The sequence below is a fragment of the Blastopirellula sp. SH421 genome (genome assembly GCF_057808535.1).
Genome location: NZ_CM173712.1, coordinates 6,516,975 through 6,539,786 on the forward strand (window position 1 = coordinate 6,516,975; position 22,812 = coordinate 6,539,786).

Below are 22,812 nucleotides of genomic sequence, written 5' to 3' on the forward strand. Positions count from 1 at the left end.
CTGTAAAAACCACTCGCAGATCGCGCAGCCCGGTAGAGTCGGCAAAAGAAGCAGGATCAAAATGGCGAGCGTTGTTTTCCCCATGCAAAAAAACATCGGCAAGCGTGGGACAAAATTCAAGCCGAATTGGTGGAGCGCGATAGCAGCTAGCAAAGATTTCTCTGTTTTGCTTGCAACCCATCCCGAGTAAATTGCCGTACTAATTGAGAGACTTACCGGGGCGCGACTTCACAGGAGGAATTCTATGCACCTTATCCACCCAACCACGATGGCGCTTTGCCTGGTCACGCTGTTTGTCACTGCTCCGGCCTATGCGCAATCTATCGAGTCGCAAACCGTCACCCAGGCGACTAGCGTTTTAAATGAAATCATGCAGATTCCGGCGCGGGGAATTCCGCACTCGATGCTCGCAGACGCTCAAGGCTTGGTGATTATCCCCAACATGATCAAAGGGGGATTTGTTGTCGGAGTGCGGCATGGGAACGGTGTCGTGATGGTTCGCGATGCGGCGACCGGCGGATGGACCGCTCCGCAATTTGTCAGCATGACCGGCGGCAGCATCGGCTGGCAGGTCGGCGTACAAGCGACCGACGTCATCCTGGTCTTCCGCACGCAAAAAAGCGTGCAAGGATTGCTGCAAGGCAAGTTCACTCTGGGCGTTGACGCCGCCGCCGCGGCTGGACCGGTCGGACGACAAGCTTCGGCCGGCACCGATCTGCAATTGAAATCAGAGATCTTGTCGTACAACCGCAGCCGAGGGCTGTTTATCGGCGCGTCGCTGGATGGCAGCGCCTTGCAAATCAACAACGCCGCAACCCAGGCCTACTACGCCGCTGGCGTTCCGCCGGAAGCGAATGAATTGGTCGCAACCGTGTTGAAGTTTTCGGCGCCGCCGGCGATCGCAGAGCCTGGGATGGCGCCTGGCATGGCGGCCGTCGAGCAGCAGCCGATCGCAGCGACCGAAACTCTGTCACAAGCCACAGCGCAACTCAATCAATTGCAGGCTGAGACCGCTTCGGCATCGCAGCGATTAGGCGCCGTGCTGGATGAAAATTGGCGCCGCTATTTGGCTCTGCCGACCGAAGTTTATACGCCAGGGCGTCAACCTTCGCCGCAGGCAGTAGCCGCTTCGCTCGAAAACTTCCGCCGTGTGATGGCCAATCCCCAATACAACCAACTCACGCAGCGGGCCGATTTCCGTTCTTTGGTCGCCACGCTCGAACAATACGCAGCCGCGCTTGCCGAGCCGGTCGGTAACAATTCGCTGCAATTGCCGCCTCCGCCGATGTAATCGTTGCAATACGATGTAAGTTCGCGGAGATCCGTAGTAGCTCTTTTGGCGGCAAGCGAACAATTTGCGGTTAAGATAGCAGAATCGCCTTCGATTCCTATCCTGTCCTGCAAATTTGAAAAGCTCCGTGGACACATCCTCCTCCGCAGACAAGATCGCCCAGCTAGAGCGTCGCTTGCGTGAAGTTGAATCGCAATGCGTTCAACTGCAGGGTGAAAATATTGACTTGACCGCACAGCTCGCTTCGCTGCGCGGTTTAGCCGATAATCTCCCTTGTTTTTTGTATCAAACGCTCAACAAGGTGGATGGCAGCGAGTTCTCGATGCCGTTTGTGGGCAATGGGATCCATCGTTTCGGATACACGCCGCAGCAGATCTACCGTCAGCCTGACCTGATGGTCAGCATGATCCATCCAGATGACCGCGAGCGATATTTCGCCTTGGTACAGGAATGCCTCAACGACGAAACCTTACCTTTCGCTATCGATCTGCGGATCATGTCACCCGATGGTTCGATTCACTGGGGCCGCATTCGCGCGAACGCGATCCGGGTTTCGGACGATCAACTCTCTTACAACGGCGTTTGCATCGATATCACCGAAGAGAAACAGATCGAAGCGCGATTGGCCGAGTCGGAATCGGAGTTAAAGCTGGCGCTGACCCCACGCGATTTCGGCGTCTTTATCTGGGATTTGACCACCGATCTGATCACGCTCAATAGCACGCGATTTCCGGCCTTTGGTCGACCTACGGATTCCGAGGTGATTCACATCGGTGAATTCTACGCGGCCGTACATGAGGAGGATCGGACGCGCGTCCGTGAGTTATTGGACCGCGTAATTGCGGCCGAGAATTCCTACGAGAATCAGTTCCGCGTGGTCTGGCCTGACGGGTCGATCCACTATCTCTCAGAGCGAGCGGTCATCCAGCGCGACGAGTCCGATCGCGCCGTGATGGTGTGCGGCGTTTGCTGGGATATTACTCCTCAAGAACAAGCTCGGGGGGAACTAGAAAATATCGTCGCCGAAAAATGCAACGAACTCGAAGCAATTACTGCACGCTGGCGAGCGATTAGCGATTGCTCTCCTGACTTCATTCTCACGATCGATCGCGATTTTATCATGCAGTACATCAATCGGACCGCTCATCCTTTGACGACAGCTGACGTGATCGGATATAGCATGTTCAAATTCGCGACTCCAGAAGATACCGATACCATCACGGAGCATGTCCAAGCGACAATGCAACGCGGAGAACTGCGTTGCTGGGAAACCACCTTTCCCCAAGATGATCAAGTTCTCGACCTCTTGGTGCGTTGCGCGCCGTTGCTGATTGATGGTGAAATCGAAGGCGCCGTGATCGCGTCGACCGACGTTACTGAATTACGCCAGATGCAGCGCCGCTTGTCTCACGACGAACAACTGCTGCGCGAACTATGGCAGCTTCAAGAAAAAGAACGGCAACTGACAGCGCTCGAAATCCATGACGGTTTCGTGCAGTATGTCGTCGGCGCCCAATTCGCTTTTGATGCAGTTCGCTATCGTTTGCAAGACGAACAACACCCGGTGTTGGAGGATCAGGTCAAAGGCTTGGGCATGCTCCGCTCGGCGATCTCCGAAGCGCGCCGCACGATCAGTCGCTTGCGCCCGCTCGTGATTGATGACGATGGCCTAGTCGAAGCGTTCCGCTATTTAGCGGCCGAAGAAGCGGACCGCTATGATTTTGAAGCCGACATCCAATGCGAAGGGGACTTTGAAGACCTAGATCCGCTGCTGACAGGCGCGATGTTTCGCATCGTCCAAGAAGCGATTTCCAACACGCGCCACCACAGCGGAGCATCCAGGGCAAGCGCGAAAGTCAAACGGACCGAAGATCAGATAACTATTGAGGTTCGGGACTCAGGCAGCGGATTCGACCTCTCCAAAGTATCTCGCGATCGGTTTGGCGTCCGCGGAATCGTCGAACGTGCACGATTGTTTGGCGGATCGGCGAGCGTCAACAGCACGCCGGGCCAAGGAACGCACATCCAGGTCAGACTGCCAACATTGACGCGGCAAGTAGAGCTGCAAGCGCTGCTTCACAGCTTGTCGCCAAATCCCGATTAACGGGGCGGCATCGGCGGACGAATTGGTCCGGGACCACCACCAAACGGCATGCGCGGAGTCGTCATCATCTTGACCGGTTGCTCGCTGGCGGCACGCGACTGAAGTTCGGTCCTCAGGCCATCGCCAACCGGTTCCGTTGGATAGCCAACCCCGTAGGGAACCCCGTAACCGATTCCGCTTGGATAGGCGAACGGGACTCCATAACCAATTCCGCCGCCGTATCCCAAGCCGCCGAACCCAAAACCTCCAAAGCCGCCAAAGCCATATCCGCCTCCAAAGTTTCCATACATCGGCCCGCTGCCAAAATCGCCTCCCCAAAAATCCAGCGCCGGCATCGGCGCATTGTAAGGAGCGAGCACTTCCGGAGTCTTGCCGCGGCGCTCTTTGTCAGACTGTCCGGCCATCATGAACGAGTAAAAGTTGTCTCCGCTCGCTGTATCATCGCCATCCTGGGCAAATATATTTTGCGGAGCGACAAAAGCGATTGCTACGCAAAAAATCGCAATGCGGCTGTGAGTTGCAAACATAACCTTCGTCTCCATTGGAGAAAAACGACCTCGGTTGAGAGATATTTTCCCTCTAAGCAAACTTAGCTCACAATTCGTAGTCCGGTCGGATCGAAACGATTTTTCTGTTCCTCTGCTCTAATTCCTACCCTTACCGCTGGTCTTGGCTATGATCAAAAGCTGCTTTGCGCCTGCGATCCTCGAACCGGAGAAGAACCTCGTGAGTTTGCGACTTCCGTCCCTCGCTTTGCTGTTAGCCGCTTGTTTTACTCCCACTCTCAGTCGTGCAGACGACGATCTGGCGACGAAATGGTATCCGGCGACAGCCGCAGCTCCGAAGACGCCTGAGTTTGTGCTGGTCACCGACGAAGTCGCGGACGACGAGCAAGCAAAAGCATGGGGAGAACAGGCCCAACAACTATGCAATCAGTGGTTCCCAATCATCTGTCACCTACTGCATACCACCGGTTGGACTCCACCTCAGCGGGTAGAACTGGTCATGAAGAAAAGCCAGGATGCGCCAGGCGTTACGATCGGCTCAAACATCTACATCAGCACTCCATGGATCAAATCGCATCCCGAAGACTTTGGGATGGTGATTCACGAGTTAACCCATGTCGTGCAAAGCTATCCGCCCGCGCGCGGCAAACCAGGTTGGCTGGTCGAAGGGATCGCCGACTACGTGCGCTATTGGAAGTACGAGGCCGAACGCCCTCGTTATCCGCTGAATCGTAATCGCGCAAAATATACCGACGGGTACAACAACAGCGCCGCGTTCTTAGCGTTCCTCACCTGGAAATATGATCGCCGCATCGTACCTAAACTTGACGAATCGCTCCGCAAACGGCGCTACGACGAAAAAATGTTTGAAGACCTGACCGGCAAAAACCTAGATGACCTCTGGGCAGATTTCATGGCCAACAATCCAATGGCCTAGCGCTGCGAAGCGGCGATCGGCCCCATATGCAATACCCTGCGTGCTTTCAAACCTTCCCGGATCTTGTCCCATGAGAAAGCATCACCGGGATCTTGCTTGCGACCGTGCGGGATCGCGATGTCGCTGTGACCGGTGATGTGGGTGATTGGATACTCGTCGATCAGATAGTTGCTCAGCTTCAATAAAGCCGCGTACTGCTCGTCGGTGTAGGGTTCCCAATAGTCGCCGTTAGCCGATTGAACCGGCGGGGGGCCATCATATTTGCGTCCGTTGTACGTGACAAATTTTCCCTCGATCTGCCGCAGCTTGCCCCAGTTGCAAATCTCGATCCCAACGCTGAAAGCATTGACGCCCGACTTGCCTCCCAATTCACTTTTGCCGGCATGCCAGGCCGCTTGGTTCAGCGGAACCATCTGGACGACATCACCACTGCGACCAACCACATAATGCGCAGAAACTTGGCTGTCTGGGTTGCGGAACCAGCCGATCACGCTGGCCTGCGATCCGCCTGCCGTGTAATGCATGATGATCGCCGAAATCTCTTGTCCCTTCCGATCGCTCTGATGCTGGCTGGGATTGAACGTCGCCCAATCAGGCTGCGCCAGCGTCTGCGGCGACAACGGCTCTTCTGCGATCGCGATCTCAGCCGATGCGAATAAAGTAATGACAAGTGTCGCCAACAACGAAGGGAGGTACATGGATTTCATGATCGGTATTGCGTCCTGGAACTTTATTTTCTGATTAATCAGCGACCGCAGGGGCAGACTCGTTTGGCGGGCAGCCCAATCTGATCATAAGCCAATTGCCGGCCCAGTCGTCCCTCCTTTTGGCCGGGCGGAGCTTATGGGAAGATACCTACCGGTCAGAAGCCTCCCAGGGAAGCGGATTAATACCGCAACCGGAGGGTTTCCACTCGTTGCGATCTCCGGCGTGATGCATACGATGAGTGAAGAGATACAGTCCCATTTTTAGGCGGAAGCGAACATGAAAGCGATGTTGCTGTCAGAATACAAGCAGTTGGACGTGGTCGAATTTGCCGAGCCAGAAATTGGCGCGAGCGATCTGCTGATCCAAGTCAAAGCCTGCGGCATCTGCGGCAGTGACATTCATGGCTATGACGGCAGCACTGGTCGCCGAATTCCACCGCTGGTCATGGGACACGAAGCGGCCGGCGTTGTTTCGAAGGTCGGCTCCGACGTGACCGACTTCCAGGTCGGCGATCATGTGACGTTCGACTCGACCGTCTCGTGCGGAATCTGCTTCAATTGCCGCAAAGGGCACATCAATCTGTGCGACAATCGGATGGTGCTGGGAGTCTCATGCGGCGAATACCGTCGGCATGGCGCCTTTGCCGAGTATGTCTCGGTGCCGCAGCACATTTGTTATCGCTTGCCCAGCGACGTGCCGTTTGAACATGCAGCGATGATCGAAGCAGTCTCCGTTGCGGTCCACGCGGCCAATCGCGCTCCGCTGGTGCTGGGCGATACGGCAATCGTGGTCGGCAGCGGCATGATCGGGCTGCTGGTCGTCCAAGCAATTCGACTGGCCGGAGCTACGCAGGTGATCGCCATCGACTTGGATGCAGGACGATTGGAACTCGCGAAAAAACTGGGCGCCGATGTCGGCCTGAAAGCGGACGAAGTCGATGTAGTCGCCGAAGTGAAAAAACTGACCGGCGGTCGCGGCGCAGATGTTGCGATCGAAGTGGTCGGCGCAACGCGCACTATTCAAACCGCGATTGACAGCACGCGGAAAGGGGGCGCCATCACGCTAGTCGGCAATCTCTCTCCCAAAGTCGAGATGCCGCTGCAAGCGATCGTCAGCCGCGAACTAAGCGTCTACGGCAGCTGCGCATCTAACGGCGAGTACCCAGCCTGCATCGATCTGCTGCAGCGCGGCATGATCCAAGTCGAACCGCTGATCACGGCCAAGATTTCGCTCGATCAAGGCCCCGAATGGTTCAAGCGACTGTATGCAGGCGAACCAGGCGCGATGAAAGTGATCGTCGATCCAACCAGCTAAGTTCCCCACTTTCCACCGAGCCAAAACTCCGGCGAATTACAATTTGCCGGAGTTTTTTTGTGCACTTCCAATCCCTTGAGTGAATCGTATTTGTGGGAAGAGATCGGACCATCGTGAAGCGTCGGAAAGGATAGAGAGAGACATCCCGCCTACCCCCCAGGTTCCATCGTGGGACGACTTCTGTAGATCCTGGTGGCTTGTGCTCCATTGACTGGGATCGCTCCAACCGCAGTCCAGGCTGCCGATCGTACCAGGCCAAATATTTTGGTGAGCTTGGCCGATGTTCCGTGGAGCATCTTTTGCTGTTTGGGCCAAATTGCCCGAGAAATCACAGTTGCTTTTCGGTGATGCTGTAAGGCTTTCAAATGGATGTGAATTGAGGAAAATTCCATTCAAATCCGGACAGTTATCCACAGAAAGGGAGATCTAACGCAAACGCTTTTCCGGGCCATCGGCGAACGCAAAGAGCTGGTGTTTGAGCATCCGAGAAACGTTCTGCAATTTTGAAAGTTCGCTAAGACCACTTGTCCGATTTGAATGCTTACTCGCGAGCAAATTTGGCCGCCAATGACTTTTATCCGGCAGGCCAGGGCAGAAGTAGTATCCGCTGCGGCGAAATACAAGGTCAAACTTTTCCTAGTTTTTGCGGGCGTCTCCTATCCGAGGAACGTCCGGTTGTTAATCCTGATTATTTCCTGACTTTCGATTCGATAGAGAGAAGGCACTTAATGCAAATGAAATGCCAACAGCAGTGTGTCTCGTCAACTCAGTAAAGCGGAAACTATCGGCGTGATGATCATGCATGACAATCGATCGAACTGGCTTGATTCCGACCAGAGATCAGTCTCGATGCCCTAGAAGTAAAAGAGGAAAGAAGGGAGCATGGGCCCCGGAGTGAAAATCTCTCGAATGATCGATATATGAGGCCTTTTTGCATGTGAAGTCTCTGCATTCCCCAATTCGTCCCTTCCCGCTGAGAGGACCGAGGGAGCGGTCTCCCGTTTTCACTTTGTCGTGGCACGTCAATTGCTTTTAACCTCGTTGCCCATCTGCGTAACTCTGTAAAGCAGATTACATGGGAGGCCGCCATGCTTGCCCCGTTCGTTCTATTGGGGATGCGGTACCAGCAGCCGGCTCGAAAAATTGTTGACGAGGTCATCTGCAATCCATGAACGCAATCCGAAAAATCAATACCCGTGCCATTCAATCCGCTTACCCCTGTTTCCCTTTCCAAGGGCCAGAAGGGGTCGCTGATGGAATTTTGCAAGCGATCGGCAGGACTCCACTCGTTGATTTGCAGCGTTACTTAGATCGACCAGATGTGCAGCTCTATGCGAAACTTGAATCGCACAATCCCGGAGGAAGCGCCAAAGATCGACCGGCGAAACAGATGCTGGAAGCGGCAATTTTAGCGGGTGAGATTAGCCATGACTCGACAATTATTGAATCCTCTTCCGGTAATATGGGGATTGGTTTGGCTCAGGCATGTCGTTACCACGGGCTCAAACTGATCTGCGTCGTTGACCCTAACGCCCAATCGCAGAATGTAGCAATTATGCGTGCATTAGGAGCTGAGATCGAAATGGTTACGGAACGCATTCAGGGCGATTTCTTAAAAGCTAGACTTGCTCGCGTTTGTCAACTATTGGAACAGGCGCCCAATAGCTACTGGCCCAACCAATATGCAAATCCTCAAAACCCGCTCGCGCATGAGCAGAGCACGATTCTGGAAATAGATGAGGCCTTAGACGGCCACTTCGACTACTTATTTGTCGCGACCAGCAGCACGGGTACAGCGCAGGGGTGCCGCAACTATCTTCAGTCGCGAGGGCGAGATGTCAAGGTCGTCGCTGTCGATGCCATGGGAAGCGTGCTCTTTGGAGGAACGCCGGGCGAGCGGCGGATTCCTGGGTTAGGAGCGGGGCGCGAACCAAAATTGGCGAAAGGTCAATCATTCAGCCAAGTTGTTCGCGTTCGCGATATCGACTGTGTGGTCGGCTGCCGCCGTGCAGCACAACGTGAGGCATTGCTCGTAGGTGGTTCTGCTGGCGGCGTATTGGAGACCATTCGATCGATGCAGAATGAACTAGTCGGAAAACGGTGTGTGGCGATATTGCATGACTCAGGGACTCGCTATCTGGAGACCGTCTTCAACGACCAGTGGGTTCAGGACGTACTTGAAGTCACTCCGGAAGAACTCGAGTTTCTCCAAACAACCAATGCCCTGTCTTCCGCTTCTGGGCTTACGCAATGAACGAAGCGCGACTAGCCAGGATCGGGGCGAAGGCTCAATATACCAACGATTCGCTTTCAACCTATCGTCTGGCAATCGTGGGATGTGGACCACGTGGATTGTATTGTCTCGAATCTTTGAGCAGGATTCTTACGGCTCAATCCGTTAGAACTCCCGTGAAAATTTACATCTACGAACCGGCGCAAAATCCAGGAGCCGGAAACATCTATGCAATGGATCAACCGTCTTGCCTTCGCATGAATTTCTCCAATGAGCGAATCGATGCGTGGCCCGATACCTCGAAACGTTCTGACGCGCAACTCTCTTTGCTTGAGTGGCTAGCGAAAAATCATAAGCACCTTGCCGATCCTCATGGCTATGCGCCGCGTGCTGTTGTTGGCGAGTATTTGTACGCTTGTTTCCTTCAAGTGCTTCACGAATTATCGGAATCGCACACGGTCGTTGTTCGGCGACAAACGGTGAAAAATATCGAGCGCTCCGATTCAATGTGGAGAGTCTCGACAGAGCAAGAATCGATTTTAGTCCATCATGTAGTCGCAACGGTCGGACATGAGGGTTGGCGATCATCTGCCGCACCCCCGCACATTGATCCGCAAAGAGTAGTTAAGAGTGTCTTCCCCGTAGAACCTAACCTATCCATCAACGCCGTTCCTGCCGGACAGCGAGTCGCCATTCGAGGTTTTGGATTGACTTGCATTGACGCCGCTCTGGCATTAACCGAAGGTCGCGGAGGCCGGTTCGCAGTGCAAACCGATGCTTGGCGCTATCAGCCCTCCGGTGCAGAGCCATTGGTGATACTTCCCTATTCGCGGACAGGGCGACCGATGTTGGCGAAACCGGTCAAAACGCAGATGATGCAGCCTAACGAATTGGACGAGATCTGGGAGCAAGGACGTTGCAAGATCGCCTCTGTCTCCCGCCCCATCGATCCACAACTGTTTGTGGAGAAGATTTGGCAGCAGGTCCTCGATTCGGCGACTGCCGCCCTGCTGATTGCCTCGCCAAATTGTAAATGCTTTGAAAGCTACGCTACTATAAACAACTGGTTTGAATGGTGGCGCACCACCATTTTCGACAGGAATCTTACACTAGAGTCAATGCGGGAGTCGGTGGACGTCGCACTTGGTCGTAAACCACCAACGACAGCATGGGCGCTGGGAGAAGCTTGGCGGCAGCTTTATCCTGCGTTGATCCTCTGTGTTAGCCATGGCGGATTAACACAAGACGCCTGGACACAGTTTCGGAAGATCGCCGTTGAAATGGAACGGCTAGCGTTTGGCCCGCCTGCGGAGAATGTTCGTCGCATCCTCGCTTTGGAAGCGGCTGGAATCGTCGACTTGAGTTTTATCACTGACGCCCGGCTGACCGGCGAATCTTCATCGCTTCACCTTGGGACAGAACGAGGTTTCACGCATGTAGATTTGGTTATCAACGCAGTTATTCCTTCCCCTTTTGACATCAATCCGTATGGACTAATCTCACCGTTGTTACAGCGTGGGGTCCTTTTTCGGCGCGATCGAAACATTGGATTCTGCGTCAATGAAATCGGTAGCCCGCTCTCTTCGAATCTTAGGGATGTCGACGGACTAGCGATGTTCGGACGCGTCACAGAAGGATGCATTCTTGGCAACGATACACTCAGTCGCCAACTTCATCCAGAAATCGAGAACTGGGCGCAATCCACTGTCAATCGTCTTTCAAGTTGGAGTCCGAGTTGTTGACCACAAATCGTCCTGAAACGAATGTTTCGTTAGACCTACGAAAGAGCTGTCGCGGAATCACCCCACTCAGCGCACGTCTAGAGCCATGGATGGAATCGGTACTAGAAAGCTGCGAGCTGCATCAATGGATTGAAAAGTTTGGTTCCCCCTTGAATCTTCTTTGCACGAGTCCTTTAGCAAGGAACATCGCCGCTCTTCATCGTGTCGCCGCCGAACAACAACTTGATTTCCGTGTTTTCTTTGCGCGTAAGGCGAACAAATGCTTGTCCTTTGTCACGGAGGCAGCAAGCAACGGCGCCGGAATTGATGTCGCGAGTCTTACCGAACTCGAACAGATTATCGCTCTCGGCTTCGGCGGCTCTGATATCATCTGTACAGCGGCGATCAAAGGGACTGAATTACTCGCCGCCTGCGTCCGCGATGGCGTCACGATTGCAATTGATAATCGAGACGAACTACAGCAGTTAGCGTCGCAATTATCAGCGTGCTCTGGGCACGCATCGATTGCGCTTCGCCTGAGTGGATTTGAACACGAGGGAGTTCGATTGCATTCACGATTTGGAATCGACATTGCTGAAGCGGAGGATTTTTTGACCGAAAATCATGATCTGCTTAGCTCGCCAGCAATCAGGGTCAGCGGGCTCCATTTCCATCTAGACGGATACTCAGGGTCGCAAAGAATTTCGGCCATTTCGCAGGCTCTCCCCCTCATCGATCGACTACGCGCAATGGGCCAAGATCCAACTTTTCTTGATATCGGCGGCGGTATCCCGATGTCCTATCTAGACGAAAAAAATCAGTGGGATTCTTTCTGGCAGGCTCATCGCGAATCGCTGCTTCAAAAGCGATCTCCGATCACCTATGGCAACCATGGTCTAGGTTTTCTGGCGGTAGGAGAAGAAATATACGGCGAGAGAAATTGTTATCCCTATTATCAGGACTGCGTTCAGGCTGATTGGCTAGAGTCAGTCCTCGGTGGACATTACAGAGACAGCACAATTGCGGCTGCAATTCGCTACCGAAATCTACAACTTCGCTGCGAGCCGGGGCGCAGTCTGCTGGATGGATGCGGGCTAACGGTCGCCAAAGTAGTGTTCCGCAAACGGCACCCCAATGGAGATTGGTTCATAGGGCTCGCGATGAACCGGACTCAGTGCCGAACCAGCAGTGATGACTTTCTGGTCGATCCGATTCTCATTCGATCGCCAGATCAAAACTCCGAGCCTGCCATGGAAGGCTATCTGGTGGGCGCCTACTGTACGGAGTCAGAGTTGCTGACTTTGCGGAAGCTTCGATTTCCGAGCGGCGTTCAAGTTGGCGATCTATTTGCATTTCCAAACACTGCGGGATACCTGATGCATTTTTTAGAGAGCCGCTCGCATCAGTTTCCGCTGGCTAAGAATGTCGTGATCTCACCATTCAAACCACATCAGGCCGCTTTGGACCAGATTGATCGATCATGATAGTACGAAATGTCACCAAAGGGTGGGAGATCATTTATCAACCAGCGCATGGAATGCTTGCTGGGACAATCGCGTCTCATCTCGATCGATCGTTTCAAGGCCCTTTCTGGCTCGAAACTTTAACGGCTATCACCATTCACGATGATCAGAAAATCGAGTTTCTCAAGGGTTGCAGCAACTATCTCACGGATGTAGGCGCTCCCAAAGACTTTACGATGATGTCGATGGCCGCCGAAGAACGATTTCTAGAAGTTCGGAATAGGCTACGAAACGCCTATCAAAAACATCGCTGGATCGGAGTGTTGGAATCGTTGCATGCGGAATTCCTTTACGCAGATCAACAGGTGTCAAAACCGCTTCGACAACTACTTGAACAAGAATCGAAAAACCGAAGTTCAGCACTCCGCAAACTAAAAGTAAGTCGAAGGGATGCGGAATCGGCTCATCGCTTAATGCGTTGGTGCGACCGTTGCTCCTTGATATTTTGCCAGAGCGCCATTCCAGCTATGCAGCGGAAACTAGAAGTGACTCCCCTAAACGAAGATCATTTCATCTGGCAGAGAAAAGACAAAACCGTCGGTGTTGATCCATGGCCATTTGAACTCTCGGATTTCACCATTTCCGTAGAAGCATTCGTTCTTACTCAGCCAACCTTCGCCGATGATAGCGAGTTGGGAAATGCCTTAGCCGCTTGTAAAGCTACTCAACGAAAATGGCTCTTGAAGCGTTGAAGGTTGGAAATCCAGAACGCCGATAAGAAACGCGTGACAGGTGAAATGCATTACGCAACCACTCTCACGCGACGCTGAGATCAGGTAGGTCAATCTTTAAGAAATCAATCCTTGGCAGAGGGAGCGTTTCTTACCTCCGTCAGCCGATTGAGATCGAGCCATAAATTTAGAGGAGCAGTTTTAGCGCGGCGAGCTCCCTCGACCGTTGGGAGCATACGCCACGATAGAACTGACCTATTACCGACGTGAACTAAACCGGGGGATGATATCCATAGGCGTGCTCAATGTAGCGCCGATCAGCGTCGTAATCGCCTTCATAGTCTGCTCGTAGACTTTGATCGAGGTCGTCGTTCCACTTTGGATATTTGGCTTGATAACGACGTTGAGCCGTGTATCCAAAGCGAAATGCCTGCTCACGATTTTCGAAAGCGTCATTTGATCCTGACATCTGCTTGATGGTATCGTCCACGTCTTGGTCCATATCACGATTTCCTTCGACGCCAAAATCGGCCTTGGTCTGTTCCCAGTCGTTGGCAAACGCTTTTTTAACGCGTTCCCAAGTCGTCAAATCCTCATCGCTATAAAACTTTGATCGAGTGGCCATCGTTATCTCCTCGGGGACTAAATGGATAGGCTAATAACCTTTGCCTCGGCGACAACCTCGCTCGCGGCATCAGCGATTCTTCGGTTATTGTGCGAAAGGCGTACCAGGATTGCGGTTCGTAGCACATTCAGGAGGAAATCTACGGCGTTGCTCGAGCGATAACCTGACAAGGAAGCAGCATTACCAAAAGTTAAATCTTGGATACTCGCTGCTTCTGAACGCCTGGCAGTCAAGTTGGATAGGCATCTGCCAGCATAAGGATGCAATTCTAGGTTCACTCCATAGAGCTGTGCGTCCAAGTACGGTTCGACCCCAGAAATTTAAGGCAAAGTCTCTACGAACACCCAAGGATAGAACTGGGCACAGTAAGTGCACTGACAGTCCTCTGAGCATAAAGACCAGAGGCATTGTTTTAGCAATCAAAATATCATGCGCGACTATCGAAATGAATTAGCAATCCATGATTCCTATTGGATGCAACGTCCATCTCTTCAGCCAAAATTTCCAGCCCTTTCTGGAGACCATCGCACAGAAATTTTGGTGATCGGCGCCGGCATTACGGGGCTTAGCGTTGCCTGGGAACTTCTACAACGTGGGCATCAAGTCACGGTTTGTGAAGCGAATTCCCTCGGATCAGGAACAACAGGCGGAAGCACTGGGCATTTGGATGCTCACCCAGAGATGGGACCACAAAAACTAATTGACCATTTAGGACTTGAGAAAGCGAAATCATACACAGCTGTTCGTCTGAATGCGATTCGCACGGTCCAAAACCTGGCGGACGAACTAGCCGAATTCTCCTGGCTTCCTGGATACTTTTACACCGAGAAAAAGGCGAACCTCGAGTCTCTGCGGCAGCAGTTGACCGCGGCCCAAGCAATTGGACTGACGGCGCAATGGATGGATAGTGTTCCGATCAGGGGAGCTGTCGGCGGTTATCGGGTAGAAGGGATGGGGAGGTGCAATTCGTTCGCCTATCTAAATCGCTTGGCAGATCAAGTGCATGCTGCTGGCGGAAAGCTCTTCGAGCATACCTTGATTGCAGGGCCCACCAAAAGCCATCCGCAATCCCTGAAGTCGGACCAGGGAACTGTTCACTTTGATCATGTGGTCTGTGCAGTGCACTGCAACTTTACGGGATCGCACCGACTTTATTTGCAGACGCCTGCCTATCAGTCTTATGTGATGGCTGCTCGCGTAACGTCGGAGTTGCCTGACGCTTTGTTTTGGGAAGATTCAGATCCTTATTATTACGTTCGCCGCGTGAGTGCCGAAGACGGAATCATTCTAGCCGGGGGACGTGATCACCGCACAGGCAACGGAGGTGAATTACAAGCCTTCGTCGATCTTGAAGCATGGATTCGTGATCGGTTTGAGATCGAGGAAGTGATCTCTCGCTGGAGCGCCGAACTATTTGAATCTACGGATGGGCTTCCCTTTATCGGGAAGGTGGCCGGTACAGAAAATGTTTGGATTGCAACCGGTTTGAGCGGCGTTGGGCTTACACTGGGAACGGCTTCCGGACCGATACTTGCTGATTTAATCGAAGGCAAGTCACATGAATTAGAAGAAGTGCTATCGCCGTCCCGCGTCGAACCATCTTCTGTAATCGATGTCATCTCAGAGCAGATGCTGGCGGTCGGGAATTATGCCGAACGGATACTACCCAAGAGTGAAATGGATGTACAGAAACTGAAACCCGGTCAAGGCGCCGTCGGTAACGTCGCAGGGAAACGCTTAGCCGTATGTCGTGATGCAAGCGGATGTCTTCATCAGCTGAATCCGGTCTGTTCTCATCTAGGAGGTGTGGTTCATTGGAACGAGGCGGAACAGACTTGGGATTGCCCTGTGCATGGTGGACGCTTTGCGGCGGATGGGTCGAGAATTTATGGACCTCCGGAAAAAGATCTCGACACCTAAACAAGGCTTGCTGAAAACTGTCACCCTACAACATGGACGAATTTGAATTAGCGATGTCTATATCGCGGAGAATGCTCTCCATAGCGGACACTGAAGTGAATCCCCCTTCAAAGGTAGCGGTCCTGCGAATTTGCAGGGGCATGGATGCTGCAAAGCAGGATCGATCACGACGCCTTTCGACATGGTTGTACGGAATCAATTGGATCGATTTCATTTAATCCTCGACGTTCTCAAAGATGCGACAGAACTCGAGGAAGAAGAACCCGAACCCCCGAGTGGATCGAACAAAACTGAGGGAGCATTATGCTGATGTCCGCGAGATGGGAGACGAACTTGCCGAGATACGAGATTGGAAGTGGGGTAAAGCAGAGCGATTGTTAACTTAAAACATTGGATTCATGAGAGACAGGGAAAGAGCTGTGCGTCGATCGATATCGCTCTAAGAGTTTCATTACACACCCGATTCAGTTCAGCAGTCGGCTTAAGTCGGACAAGCGCTAACGGATCGATTTCTTTGTGCCCTTGTCGCTAATCTGCTCCCAGCTTTGGTCAAAGAGGCCTTCTTATTACTTCGAACCAGGGCTTGGTGAAGTATCAGATTATGTTTCCAGCGCCAGCCGGAGCCCTGCTGCTGGCGACGCGATTTTACTTCTTACCATTCTCAATTCATCCATATTCTTTTCCTAGTTGCCGCTAGGAATTGACCGAGGAAAGCAGAGAGTAGAAACTAAGAACGGGAATCGAATTCGGTTCCTTTCAGCCAAGCGATTGACAGACGGCTTGCTAACCCATGCTTCCTATATTATGTGCAGAAAGCGCCATTCGAGCGGCTTGGGACGAAGTCAAAGCAATGCAGCGCACCTGCCAATCAGAAATGGGAAGTTAATATGATTCAATGCTTCTTCACTTCGACGCTTACTTCTGGAACACCCGGTTGCAGCCGAAGATATCCGCGTCATTTACTACACAGAATAACTACACGTACGTTTTTAGCATGTGCAGCACTCTTCGCACAAAACCTGGATGGCTCGCAACTTAAAGCCGAATCAAGCGATCGCCCTAACATCATCCTGATCCTGGCCGATGACTTAGGCTACTCGGATCTCGGCTGCTATGGCGGCGAGATCCCTACGCCCAACATTGACGCGCTGGCTCGTCACGGCGTTCGCTTTACACAGGTTTACAACTCGGCGCGTTGTTGCCCAAGCCGCGCGTCCTTGATGACAGGGCTTTATCCAACCCAAGCTGGAATCGGCGATTTTACGACAGACCAGCCGAGCCCCGATCGCGGGCCCGGCTATCTGGGTCGACTCAGCGAGCAATGCGTCACCTTGGCTGAAGTACTAAAGCCGGCCGGATACGGCTGCTACTACGTCGGCAAATGGCACCTGCACCCAGCGACCGGGCCGATCCGCCGCGGCTTCGACGAGTTCTACGGTTACACGCGTGATCACTCGCACGATCAATACGACGCCGACTATTACATCCGTTTGCCAGATAGTCGCCGGAAGGAGATCGATCCGCCGGCAGCGGACTATTATGCGACCGATGTATTCAATGACTATGCGTTAGAGTTCATTCGTCAGGGACAGCAAAGCGACAAACCATGGTTTTTATTCCTGGGGCATTCTTCTCCGCACTTTCCGGTGCAAGCGCCGGCCGAGCGCGTAGACAAGTACGAAGCGACCTATCTGCGTGGTTGGGACGAATTACGAACCGAACGTTTTGAGCGCATGAAAAAACTGGGCCTAATCGACGGCGAGCACTGGAAGTTGACCTCTCGCTCGTTGGTTCCGGTCGATCGAGATGACATCGCCAACAGCTATGCAGGGGAAGAGAATCCAGCCTGGAATTCGCTGGACCAGCCGCGACAACGCGACTTGGCTCGTCGGATGGCGGTCTTCGCGGCGATGGTCGAAGGAATTGATACCGGCGTTGGCCGCATTGTCGATCACCTGCAAGCGACCGATGATCTCGAGAATACGCTGATCTTGTTTCTCAGTGATAACGGCGCCTGCTATGAATGGGGCCCGTTTGGTTTTGATGGATCCTCTCGCGTTGGCGCTACGACGCTTCGTAGCGGCGATCAACTGCATGAGACAGGTCAGCGCGGCACGCATCAGTCATACGGCAGCGGTTGGGCCAATCTGGGCAATACGCCGTTTCGGATGTACAAACATTTCACCCACGAAGGCGGGATTATCACGCCGCTAATCGCCTATTGGCCTGCTGGCATCGGTCAACCAGATCGTTGGGAGCGTCAGCCGGGACATGTGATGGACATCCTGCCGACGCTGCTGGTAGCGACCGGTGCAACCTATCCGCAAACCTACGAAGCTCGCCCGATCACGCCGTTAGCCGGAACGAGTTTGTTGCCGGCGATGCGCGGCGAAGCGCTGCCGCCTCGATCGATTGGCTTTGATCATCAAGGCGCCCACGCGCTGCGAGATGGCGATTGGAAAATCGTCAGGTCCAAACGGATGCCGCACAAGATCGAGTGGGAACTTTATAACCTCGCTGCGGATCGCTGCGAAACCAACGATCTGGCGAAGCATCAGCCTGAGCGTTTGAAATCGATGGTCGCCGCATGGAACGAGTGGGCCTGGGACGTTGGCGTGCATTACGCCCCAGCGCGAGCCAAGCAGCCAAAATATTCGTTCGAGTTCGATCCTCATTTCCCGCTTGCCAATCGCAGCTGGGTTCTCGAAGCGGATGTCGACGCGCAAGTTCCCATCGGCGTCGTCGCCGCGCAGGGAGGTCGTGAATATGGTTACGCACTTCACTTTGTTAACGGACGCCCTGCGTTTGACGTGCGAATCAACGGCAAAGTAACGCGGTTGCTGGCCCAGCAGAAATACTCTGGCAAGTTGCGCTTGCGAGCTGAACTCAACGCCCAGCAGATGCGACTTCAAATCAACGACGAACCGGCGATCGAGATTAGCTCTCCTGGCTTGATTTCGGTGCAGCCGAAAGACGAACTATCCCTTGGCCAGGATGCACAGACTGCCGCTGGCGACTACGATGTGCCGAATGCATTCTCAGGCTCGATCGTAAACTTTAAGCTGGAATCGTCGAACCGCTAAGCTCCTATCATTTCTCTCTGGTCCCCCGTTAAAACATGAAAATCTCCGCACTCCTCTCGTTCGCCATCTTTTTTGGCTGGTGCGGCCTGACCGGGGCCGTGGAGCGTCCCCACATCATCCTGATCATGGTCGATGACATGGGGTTTTCTGATCTGGGTTATCATGGCAGCGAGATCGCAACGCCCAATATCGATGCGTTGGCCCATACCGGCGTGAGGTTCTCGCAGTTTTATAACAACGGCCGCTGTTGCCCCACCCGGGCGACGTTGATGACAGGGCTCTATCCGCATCAAACCGGTATCGGTCACATGACCGAATCCCCCAATCAAGTCTACGGCGCCGGAAAGCCCCCCACTTATCAAGGCTATCTCAACCACAACTGCATCACCATCGCCGAAGCGCTTCAACAACATGGTTACGCGACGCTGATGTCCGGCAAATGGCATCTCGGCTACAACGACGAAAGCCGCTGGCCGCGGCAGCGCGGGTTTGAAAAGTACTATGGATGCATCTCAGGCGCCACGCGTTATTTCTATCCCACCGGAGATCGCGGGATGACGCTCGATAATGAGCCCGTTCCGATTCCTGTCAGCACCACAGACGAAGCGTTCTATACGACCGACGCATTCACCGACTATGCGATTCGTTTTTTGCAAGAGGAACAAGCTGGCCAACAACGCCCGATGTTTCTCTATCTGGCTTACACCGCGCCTCACTGGCCGCTGCAAGCGTTTGAAGACGACATCGCCAAATATCGTGGCAAGTACAAAATAGGATGGGATAAACTGCGTGAGCAACGGCTAGAGCGGCAAAAAGAGCTCGGACTGATCGCCGCTGATTGCGAGCTTTCGCCGCGAACTCCGCGGCTGCCGGCGTGGGACCAGTTAGATGACGAGAAGCAAGATGAGTTAGATTTACAGATGGCCGTGTATGCGGCGATGATTGACCGCGTCGATCAAAACATTGGGCGGCTTATGAAGCACCTAAAAGAATCAGGCATCAACGACAACACGCTGATCCTTTTTTTGACAGATAACGGCGGCTGCCAAGAGGGCGGAGTGCTAGGCCGCGGCAATTTTATCGATCCCCAAAAACGCAATCTAGAGCACGGCAACAGCTATAGCGAAGCCTGGGCCAACGCCAGCAACACGCCTTTCCGGCTTTACAAGCACTTCAATCATGAAGGGGGAACAGCGACGCCGTTTTTCATTCGCTGGCCTGCCAAGATCGCTGCTCGCGCAGAATGGTATACCGAGCCTGCCCAGCTGATCGATGTGCTGCCGACTCTATTGGATGTGGCCAACGCAACCTATCCGACCGACTATCAAGGGCACAAGCTCGCCGCGCTCGATGGGATTTCGCTCCGCCCAGCGATGCAAGGAAAATCATTGGCTCGGCAAAAACCGATCTGCATCGAGCATGAGAGTAACGCGTCGATCCGTGCCGGCGACTGGAAACTCGTCGGCCGCGGCGTTGCTCCGCCACGTGGGGTTCAACCGGCCCAGTGGGAGTTGTACAACCTTGCGTCTGATCGCACCGAAACGCAAAATCTTGCGTCTAAAAATCCTGCCAAGGTCCAAGAATTGTCACAACAATGGAACGCTTGGGCGCAGCGCGTCGGCGTTTATCCAAAGTTGAACAAGCCTAATTAAACCAGACGGCAAAGCTATAAAACCGCCCTCCATACGTTTCATTTAAGCGGTTCCAGAACCGCGTCTCCGTCATTGGGCCTTTCTCCAAAAACGGCGTCGCATTGCTGCCGTGAATCCACATCACCAAGTCAAACTGACGCGGCTCAAAAAAGACTTTCTTGATGTTGATCGCGCGGCCGTCGGTAACGCGCGGATGACGAACCAGTTTTTCGCCTTGCAGGATCGCTTCTAGTTCATCCAGAAATCCTCGCCAGGTTTTCAACATCTCAGGCGTCATCTTCATCGTAGAAACGGCCGAATCTTGACGAGTACTGGGAATCCATTCGCGATCGTTATCATCCTCGGCTTCAATCGCATCCCAGGTGCGCCGACTGAGTGTGATCACTTGCAGGAAGTGGGCATGGGCGGCCTGCAGCCGATCGGCGTCTTTTACCGGAAAGTTGATCAAATGGATCAGCGCAATCACGTCCACAACATCGATATCGCCTGCGATGTCAAAAACATGATTCGTCTTTGCCAAGTAAGCATGCGGCGAGCTGAGCTTCTGAAAAAAGAGATAACCAACTCGGTTATGCAACTCTTGCACGTCATAGGCCAGATACGTTTCGGCGATCCCGCTCAACAAGTGGCAGTACCCCCGTAGCCAGAGACAATCGGCGTAGTCAAATGCGACGACAGGATTGACCGGCTCTACATCCTTCTCAGCCAACTCGTTTCCAGGTTCCGTAGCCGCTTGAGCTTGCGCCAGTCGCAACTGCGCGGCGACCATTCCCAGCGTTTCTTGAGCGGTCGTTTCGCCGTCGCCGTTCAGGTCCAAGCGGATTTGAAACAAGGGAAGCGGAAGCTTCACCCGCTGATCATCTACCTTGGCCAGCGTCTGTTCGGATTGTTTCAAATCCTCGATAAACCGCTGCATAATATTGCGGACATCTTGGTAACTGGTGGCCTTGGGTTGGGGATTTTCGGCACTGACTATTCGCAAAAAAGGGAGCTGGCTGCGATGGTCACGCACTCCGCATTCATAAAAAGCCTGTGACATCGTCTCGACCGCGGCGACAAATTGCACGACCCCTAATCCAAATCGCTCGCGATCGTCCGAGGGATTTTGCTCTAGATACTGCTCGAGCGCCGTTTTGCCGGCAGACAGATCTCCCGAAGTTATGATCTTCTCGGCGCTGGGGATTTCGGCGACCGAAGTACGCGTTCCCAATAGCAGCAAACATGCGCTCAGCAAAAAAAAGCTCGAATAGCGGAGCATGACAGACTCGCGAGAAAAAGGAGAAGGACAAGTGACTTACTCAGCCGCGGCGCAGCTTGTTTCTAAAACGCGTCAAACAATCGCTAACCAGACAAAAATATGGAAAACCAGTCGCCGGCATCGTTCCCAAGGTAGATAATGATTTGCCAGCGATGGATGGACCCCACGCTGCGTTAGGAAACGGCATGACAATCGATTCTCTGAAAATTCGCGAGCAGCTAGTCCGGCATGTCGATTGCCTCGCCGGCTTGATCGGCATCCGCACGCTTCGACATCCGACCGCCATTAATGCATCGATCGGCTATATCACGCAGCAGTGGACCGCGATGGGATACGAAGTTCGTCAGCAGGCTTATAACACGCTCGACGGTCAGGCAACCAACTTGATTGTCGAAACCCTTGGCTCCAAACGCGCTGAACAAATCGTCCTGCTAGGCGCTCATTACGACTCTACCCCGTTCACACCGGGTGCAGATGACAATGCGTCAGCCGTCGCCGTCATGCTAGAAGTCGCACGGCTCTTGTCTGGCCACATCGGCCGCCGCACAATGCGGTGCGTTGCGTTCGCCTGTGAAGAGGCGCCCTATTTCAACGTGGGTGCGATGGGAAGTCAGCATCACGCTCGCAAAGCGCGGGAGCATAGCGAGCAAATCATCGGCATGCTTTGCCTGGAAATGGTCGGTTACTTTAGAGACGATCCCCACTCGCAGCAGATCCCTGAGACCATCCCGAAAATCTTTCATCCGCTCTTCCCAACCACCGGCAACTTTCTGGCGGCAGTCGGCAATCTGAGCTCTTGGAGTTTGAACTGGAACTTCCGCCGCGGATTCAAGCGTGCATCCAAGCTTCCTCTGTGGTCGCTTAACTTGCCTGAGCGGGTCCACGAAATCCGGCGCAGCGACAACAGCTCGTTCTGGGATCAAAACTATCCGGCGCTCATGCTGACCGACACCAGCTTTCTACGGAACCCGCACTACCACCAGTTGAGTGATACCCCAGAGACGCTCGACTACGACCGGATGACCCAGGTTACCCTGGGAGTCGCCGGTGCGATGAAGCGGTTGCTTAAGTAATGGACGCTTCCACGCCGGTGATTGCAAACCGTGCTACCAGAACAATTTAGGGAAAATTCCCCTAGCTTATTCAAGTGCAATAAGCAGACTTTCGCCTCTTTCTTTTTTTGGATTTCGCGTTGAATTACCCCCGCGCTATGACTAGACTCGGAAGTCTCAATCAGGGGTCTTCAGGTGACTATCAAGCAGTATT

General features: G+C 53.4%; 16 protein-coding genes and 1 pseudogene. 13 read left to right on the forward strand and 4 right to left on the reverse strand.

From position 1 onward, the window contains the following. Positions 1-244 precede the first annotated feature (244 nt). Positions 245-1,291, forward strand: a complete 1,047-nt coding sequence (locus SH421x_RS26450) for a lipid-binding SYLF domain-containing protein (protein ID WP_488853029.1) — start codon at positions 245-247, stop codon at positions 1,289-1,291. A gap of 127 nt (positions 1,292-1,418) precedes the next feature. Further along, positions 1,419-3,395 carry a sensor histidine kinase gene (locus SH421x_RS26455; protein WP_488853030.1) on the forward strand — a complete coding sequence of 659 codons (1,977 nt, stop codon included), beginning with the start codon at positions 1,419-1,421 and terminating at the stop codon, positions 3,393-3,395. Here SH421x_RS26455 and SH421x_RS26460 read toward each other — a convergent pair. Next, positions 3,392-3,922 carry a hypothetical protein gene (locus tag SH421x_RS26460; protein WP_488853031.1) on the reverse strand — a complete coding sequence of 177 codons (531 nt, stop codon included), beginning with the start codon at positions 3,920-3,922 and terminating at the stop codon, positions 3,392-3,394. The genes SH421x_RS26455 and SH421x_RS26460 overlap by 4 nt on opposite strands. Before the next feature lie 199 nt (positions 3,923-4,121). Here SH421x_RS26460 and SH421x_RS26465 point away from each other — a divergent pair, with 199 nt between their 5' ends. Next, on the forward strand, positions 4,122-4,838 hold the full coding sequence (locus SH421x_RS26465) for a basic secretory protein-like protein (protein WP_488853032.1): 717 nt from the start codon (positions 4,122-4,124) through the stop codon (positions 4,836-4,838). Here SH421x_RS26465 and SH421x_RS26470 read toward each other — a convergent pair. Then, entirely contained in the window at positions 4,835-5,545 is a 711-nt protein-coding gene (locus SH421x_RS26470; RefSeq protein WP_488853033.1) for an N-acetylmuramoyl-L-alanine amidase, read from the reverse strand. The genes SH421x_RS26465 and SH421x_RS26470 overlap by 4 nt on opposite strands. A gap of 277 nt (positions 5,546-5,822) precedes the next feature. On the opposite strand from SH421x_RS26470, the gene SH421x_RS26475 reads away from it, so the two are divergent. The 5 genes from SH421x_RS26475 to SH421x_RS26495 all read left to right on the forward strand — a co-directional run bounded on the left by SH421x_RS26475 (position 5,823) and on the right by SH421x_RS26495 (position 13,029). Beyond that, positions 5,823-6,860, forward strand: coding sequence for a zinc-dependent alcohol dehydrogenase (locus tag SH421x_RS26475; RefSeq protein WP_488853034.1), 1,038 nt, complete (start codon positions 5,823-5,825; stop codon positions 6,858-6,860). Between the two features lie 1,261 nt (positions 6,861-8,121). After that, positions 8,122-9,114: a 2,3-diaminopropionate biosynthesis protein SbnA gene (sbnA, locus tag SH421x_RS26480; protein ID WP_488853035.1), complete on the forward strand. Its 993-nt coding sequence runs from the start codon at positions 8,122-8,124 to the stop codon at positions 9,112-9,114. After that, the gene (locus SH421x_RS26485) at positions 9,111-10,835 is read left to right on the forward strand and encodes an FAD/NAD(P)-binding protein (protein ID WP_488853036.1); all 1,725 of its coding nucleotides are present in this window, start codon (positions 9,111-9,113) and stop codon (positions 10,833-10,835) included. Before sbnA ends, SH421x_RS26485 begins: the two co-directional genes overlap by 4 nt. A gap of 89 nt (positions 10,836-10,924) precedes the next feature. Then, positions 10,925-12,298 (forward strand): Y4yA family PLP-dependent enzyme, encoded by a 1,374-nt coding sequence (locus SH421x_RS26490; RefSeq protein WP_488853037.1) that lies wholly within the window; start codon positions 10,925-10,927, stop codon positions 12,296-12,298. Continuing rightward, positions 12,295-13,029: a DUF3891 family protein gene (locus SH421x_RS26495; RefSeq protein ID WP_488853038.1), complete on the forward strand. Its 735-nt coding sequence runs from the start codon at positions 12,295-12,297 to the stop codon at positions 13,027-13,029. The genes SH421x_RS26490 and SH421x_RS26495 overlap by 4 nt, the downstream gene beginning before the upstream one ends. A 250-nt stretch (positions 13,030-13,279) precedes the next feature. On the opposite strand, the gene SH421x_RS26500 is transcribed toward SH421x_RS26495, so the two are convergent. After that, positions 13,280-13,633: a hypothetical protein gene (locus tag SH421x_RS26500; protein WP_488853039.1), complete on the reverse strand. Its 354-nt coding sequence runs from the start codon at positions 13,631-13,633 to the stop codon at positions 13,280-13,282. 474 nt (positions 13,634-14,107) lie between these two features. Between SH421x_RS26500 and SH421x_RS26505 the strand changes: the two genes are divergently transcribed. The 4 genes and pseudogenes from SH421x_RS26505 to SH421x_RS26520 all read left to right on the forward strand — a co-directional run bounded on the left by SH421x_RS26505 (position 14,108) and on the right by SH421x_RS26520 (position 20,288). After that, entirely contained in the window at positions 14,108-15,553 is a 1,446-nt protein-coding gene (locus SH421x_RS26505; RefSeq protein ID WP_488853040.1) for an FAD-dependent oxidoreductase, read from the forward strand. 127 nt (positions 15,554-15,680) lie between these two features. Beyond that, positions 15,681-15,863, forward strand: a pseudogene (locus SH421x_RS26510) (phosphoketolase family protein); the annotation flags it as partial. A 577-nt stretch (positions 15,864-16,440) separates the two neighbouring features. Then, positions 16,441-18,636, forward strand: coding sequence for an arylsulfatase (locus SH421x_RS26515; protein ID WP_488853041.1), 2,196 nt, complete (start codon positions 16,441-16,443; stop codon positions 18,634-18,636). Between the two features lie 35 nt (positions 18,637-18,671). Then, the gene (locus tag SH421x_RS26520) at positions 18,672-20,288 is read left to right on the forward strand and encodes an arylsulfatase (RefSeq protein ID WP_488853042.1); all 1,617 of its coding nucleotides are present in this window, start codon (positions 18,672-18,674) and stop codon (positions 20,286-20,288) included. Here SH421x_RS26520 and SH421x_RS26525 read toward each other — a convergent pair. Further along, positions 20,281-21,546 (reverse strand): hypothetical protein, encoded by a 1,266-nt coding sequence (locus SH421x_RS26525; RefSeq protein ID WP_488853044.1) that lies wholly within the window; start codon positions 21,544-21,546, stop codon positions 20,281-20,283. The genes SH421x_RS26520 and SH421x_RS26525 overlap by 8 nt on opposite strands. A gap of 185 nt (positions 21,547-21,731) precedes the next feature. Between SH421x_RS26525 and SH421x_RS26530 the strand changes: the two genes are divergently transcribed. Next, the gene (locus tag SH421x_RS26530; RefSeq protein ID WP_488853045.1) at positions 21,732-22,619 is read left to right on the forward strand and encodes a M28 family metallopeptidase; all 888 of its coding nucleotides are present in this window, start codon (positions 21,732-21,734) and stop codon (positions 22,617-22,619) included. The last annotated feature ends 193 nt before the right edge of the window (positions 22,620-22,812 follow it).

What these genes read in the sequence shown, in the direction of transcription:
- SH421x_RS26475 (WP_488853034.1), top strand. Translation starts at nt 5,823, where the DNA reads ATGAAAGCGATGTTGCTGTCAGAATACAAGCAGTTGGACGTGGTCGAA.
- SH421x_RS26490 (WP_488853037.1), top strand. Translation starts at nt 10,925, where the DNA reads ATGGAATCGGTACTAGAAAGCTGCGAGCTGCATCAATGGATTGAAAAG.
- SH421x_RS26450 (WP_488853029.1), top strand. Translation starts at nt 245, where the DNA reads ATGCACCTTATCCACCCAACCACGATGGCGCTTTGCCTGGTCACGCTG.
- SH421x_RS26525 (WP_488853044.1), bottom strand. Translation starts at nt 21,546, where the DNA reads ATGCTCCGCTATTCGAGCTTTTTTTTGCTGAGCGCATGTTTGCTGCTA.
- SH421x_RS26460 (WP_488853031.1), bottom strand. Translation starts at nt 3,922, where the DNA reads ATGTTTGCAACTCACAGCCGCATTGCGATTTTTTGCGTAGCAATCGCT.
- SH421x_RS26530 (WP_488853045.1), top strand. Translation starts at nt 21,732, where the DNA reads ATGACAATCGATTCTCTGAAAATTCGCGAGCAGCTAGTCCGGCATGTC.
- SH421x_RS26520 (WP_488853042.1), top strand. Translation starts at nt 18,672, where the DNA reads ATGAAAATCTCCGCACTCCTCTCGTTCGCCATCTTTTTTGGCTGGTGC.
- SH421x_RS26500 (WP_488853039.1), bottom strand. Translation starts at nt 13,633, where the DNA reads ATGGCCACTCGATCAAAGTTTTATAGCGATGAGGATTTGACGACTTGG.
- SH421x_RS26495 (WP_488853038.1), top strand. Translation starts at nt 12,295, where the DNA reads ATGATAGTACGAAATGTCACCAAAGGGTGGGAGATCATTTATCAACCA.
- SH421x_RS26505 (WP_488853040.1), top strand. Translation starts at nt 14,108, where the DNA reads ATGCAACGTCCATCTCTTCAGCCAAAATTTCCAGCCCTTTCTGGAGAC.
- SH421x_RS26515 (WP_488853041.1), top strand. Translation starts at nt 16,441, where the DNA reads ATGATTCAATGCTTCTTCACTTCGACGCTTACTTCTGGAACACCCGGT.
- SH421x_RS26470 (WP_488853033.1), bottom strand. Translation starts at nt 5,545, where the DNA reads ATGAAATCCATGTACCTCCCTTCGTTGTTGGCGACACTTGTCATTACT.
- SH421x_RS26485 (WP_488853036.1), top strand. Translation starts at nt 9,111, where the DNA reads ATGAACGAAGCGCGACTAGCCAGGATCGGGGCGAAGGCTCAATATACC.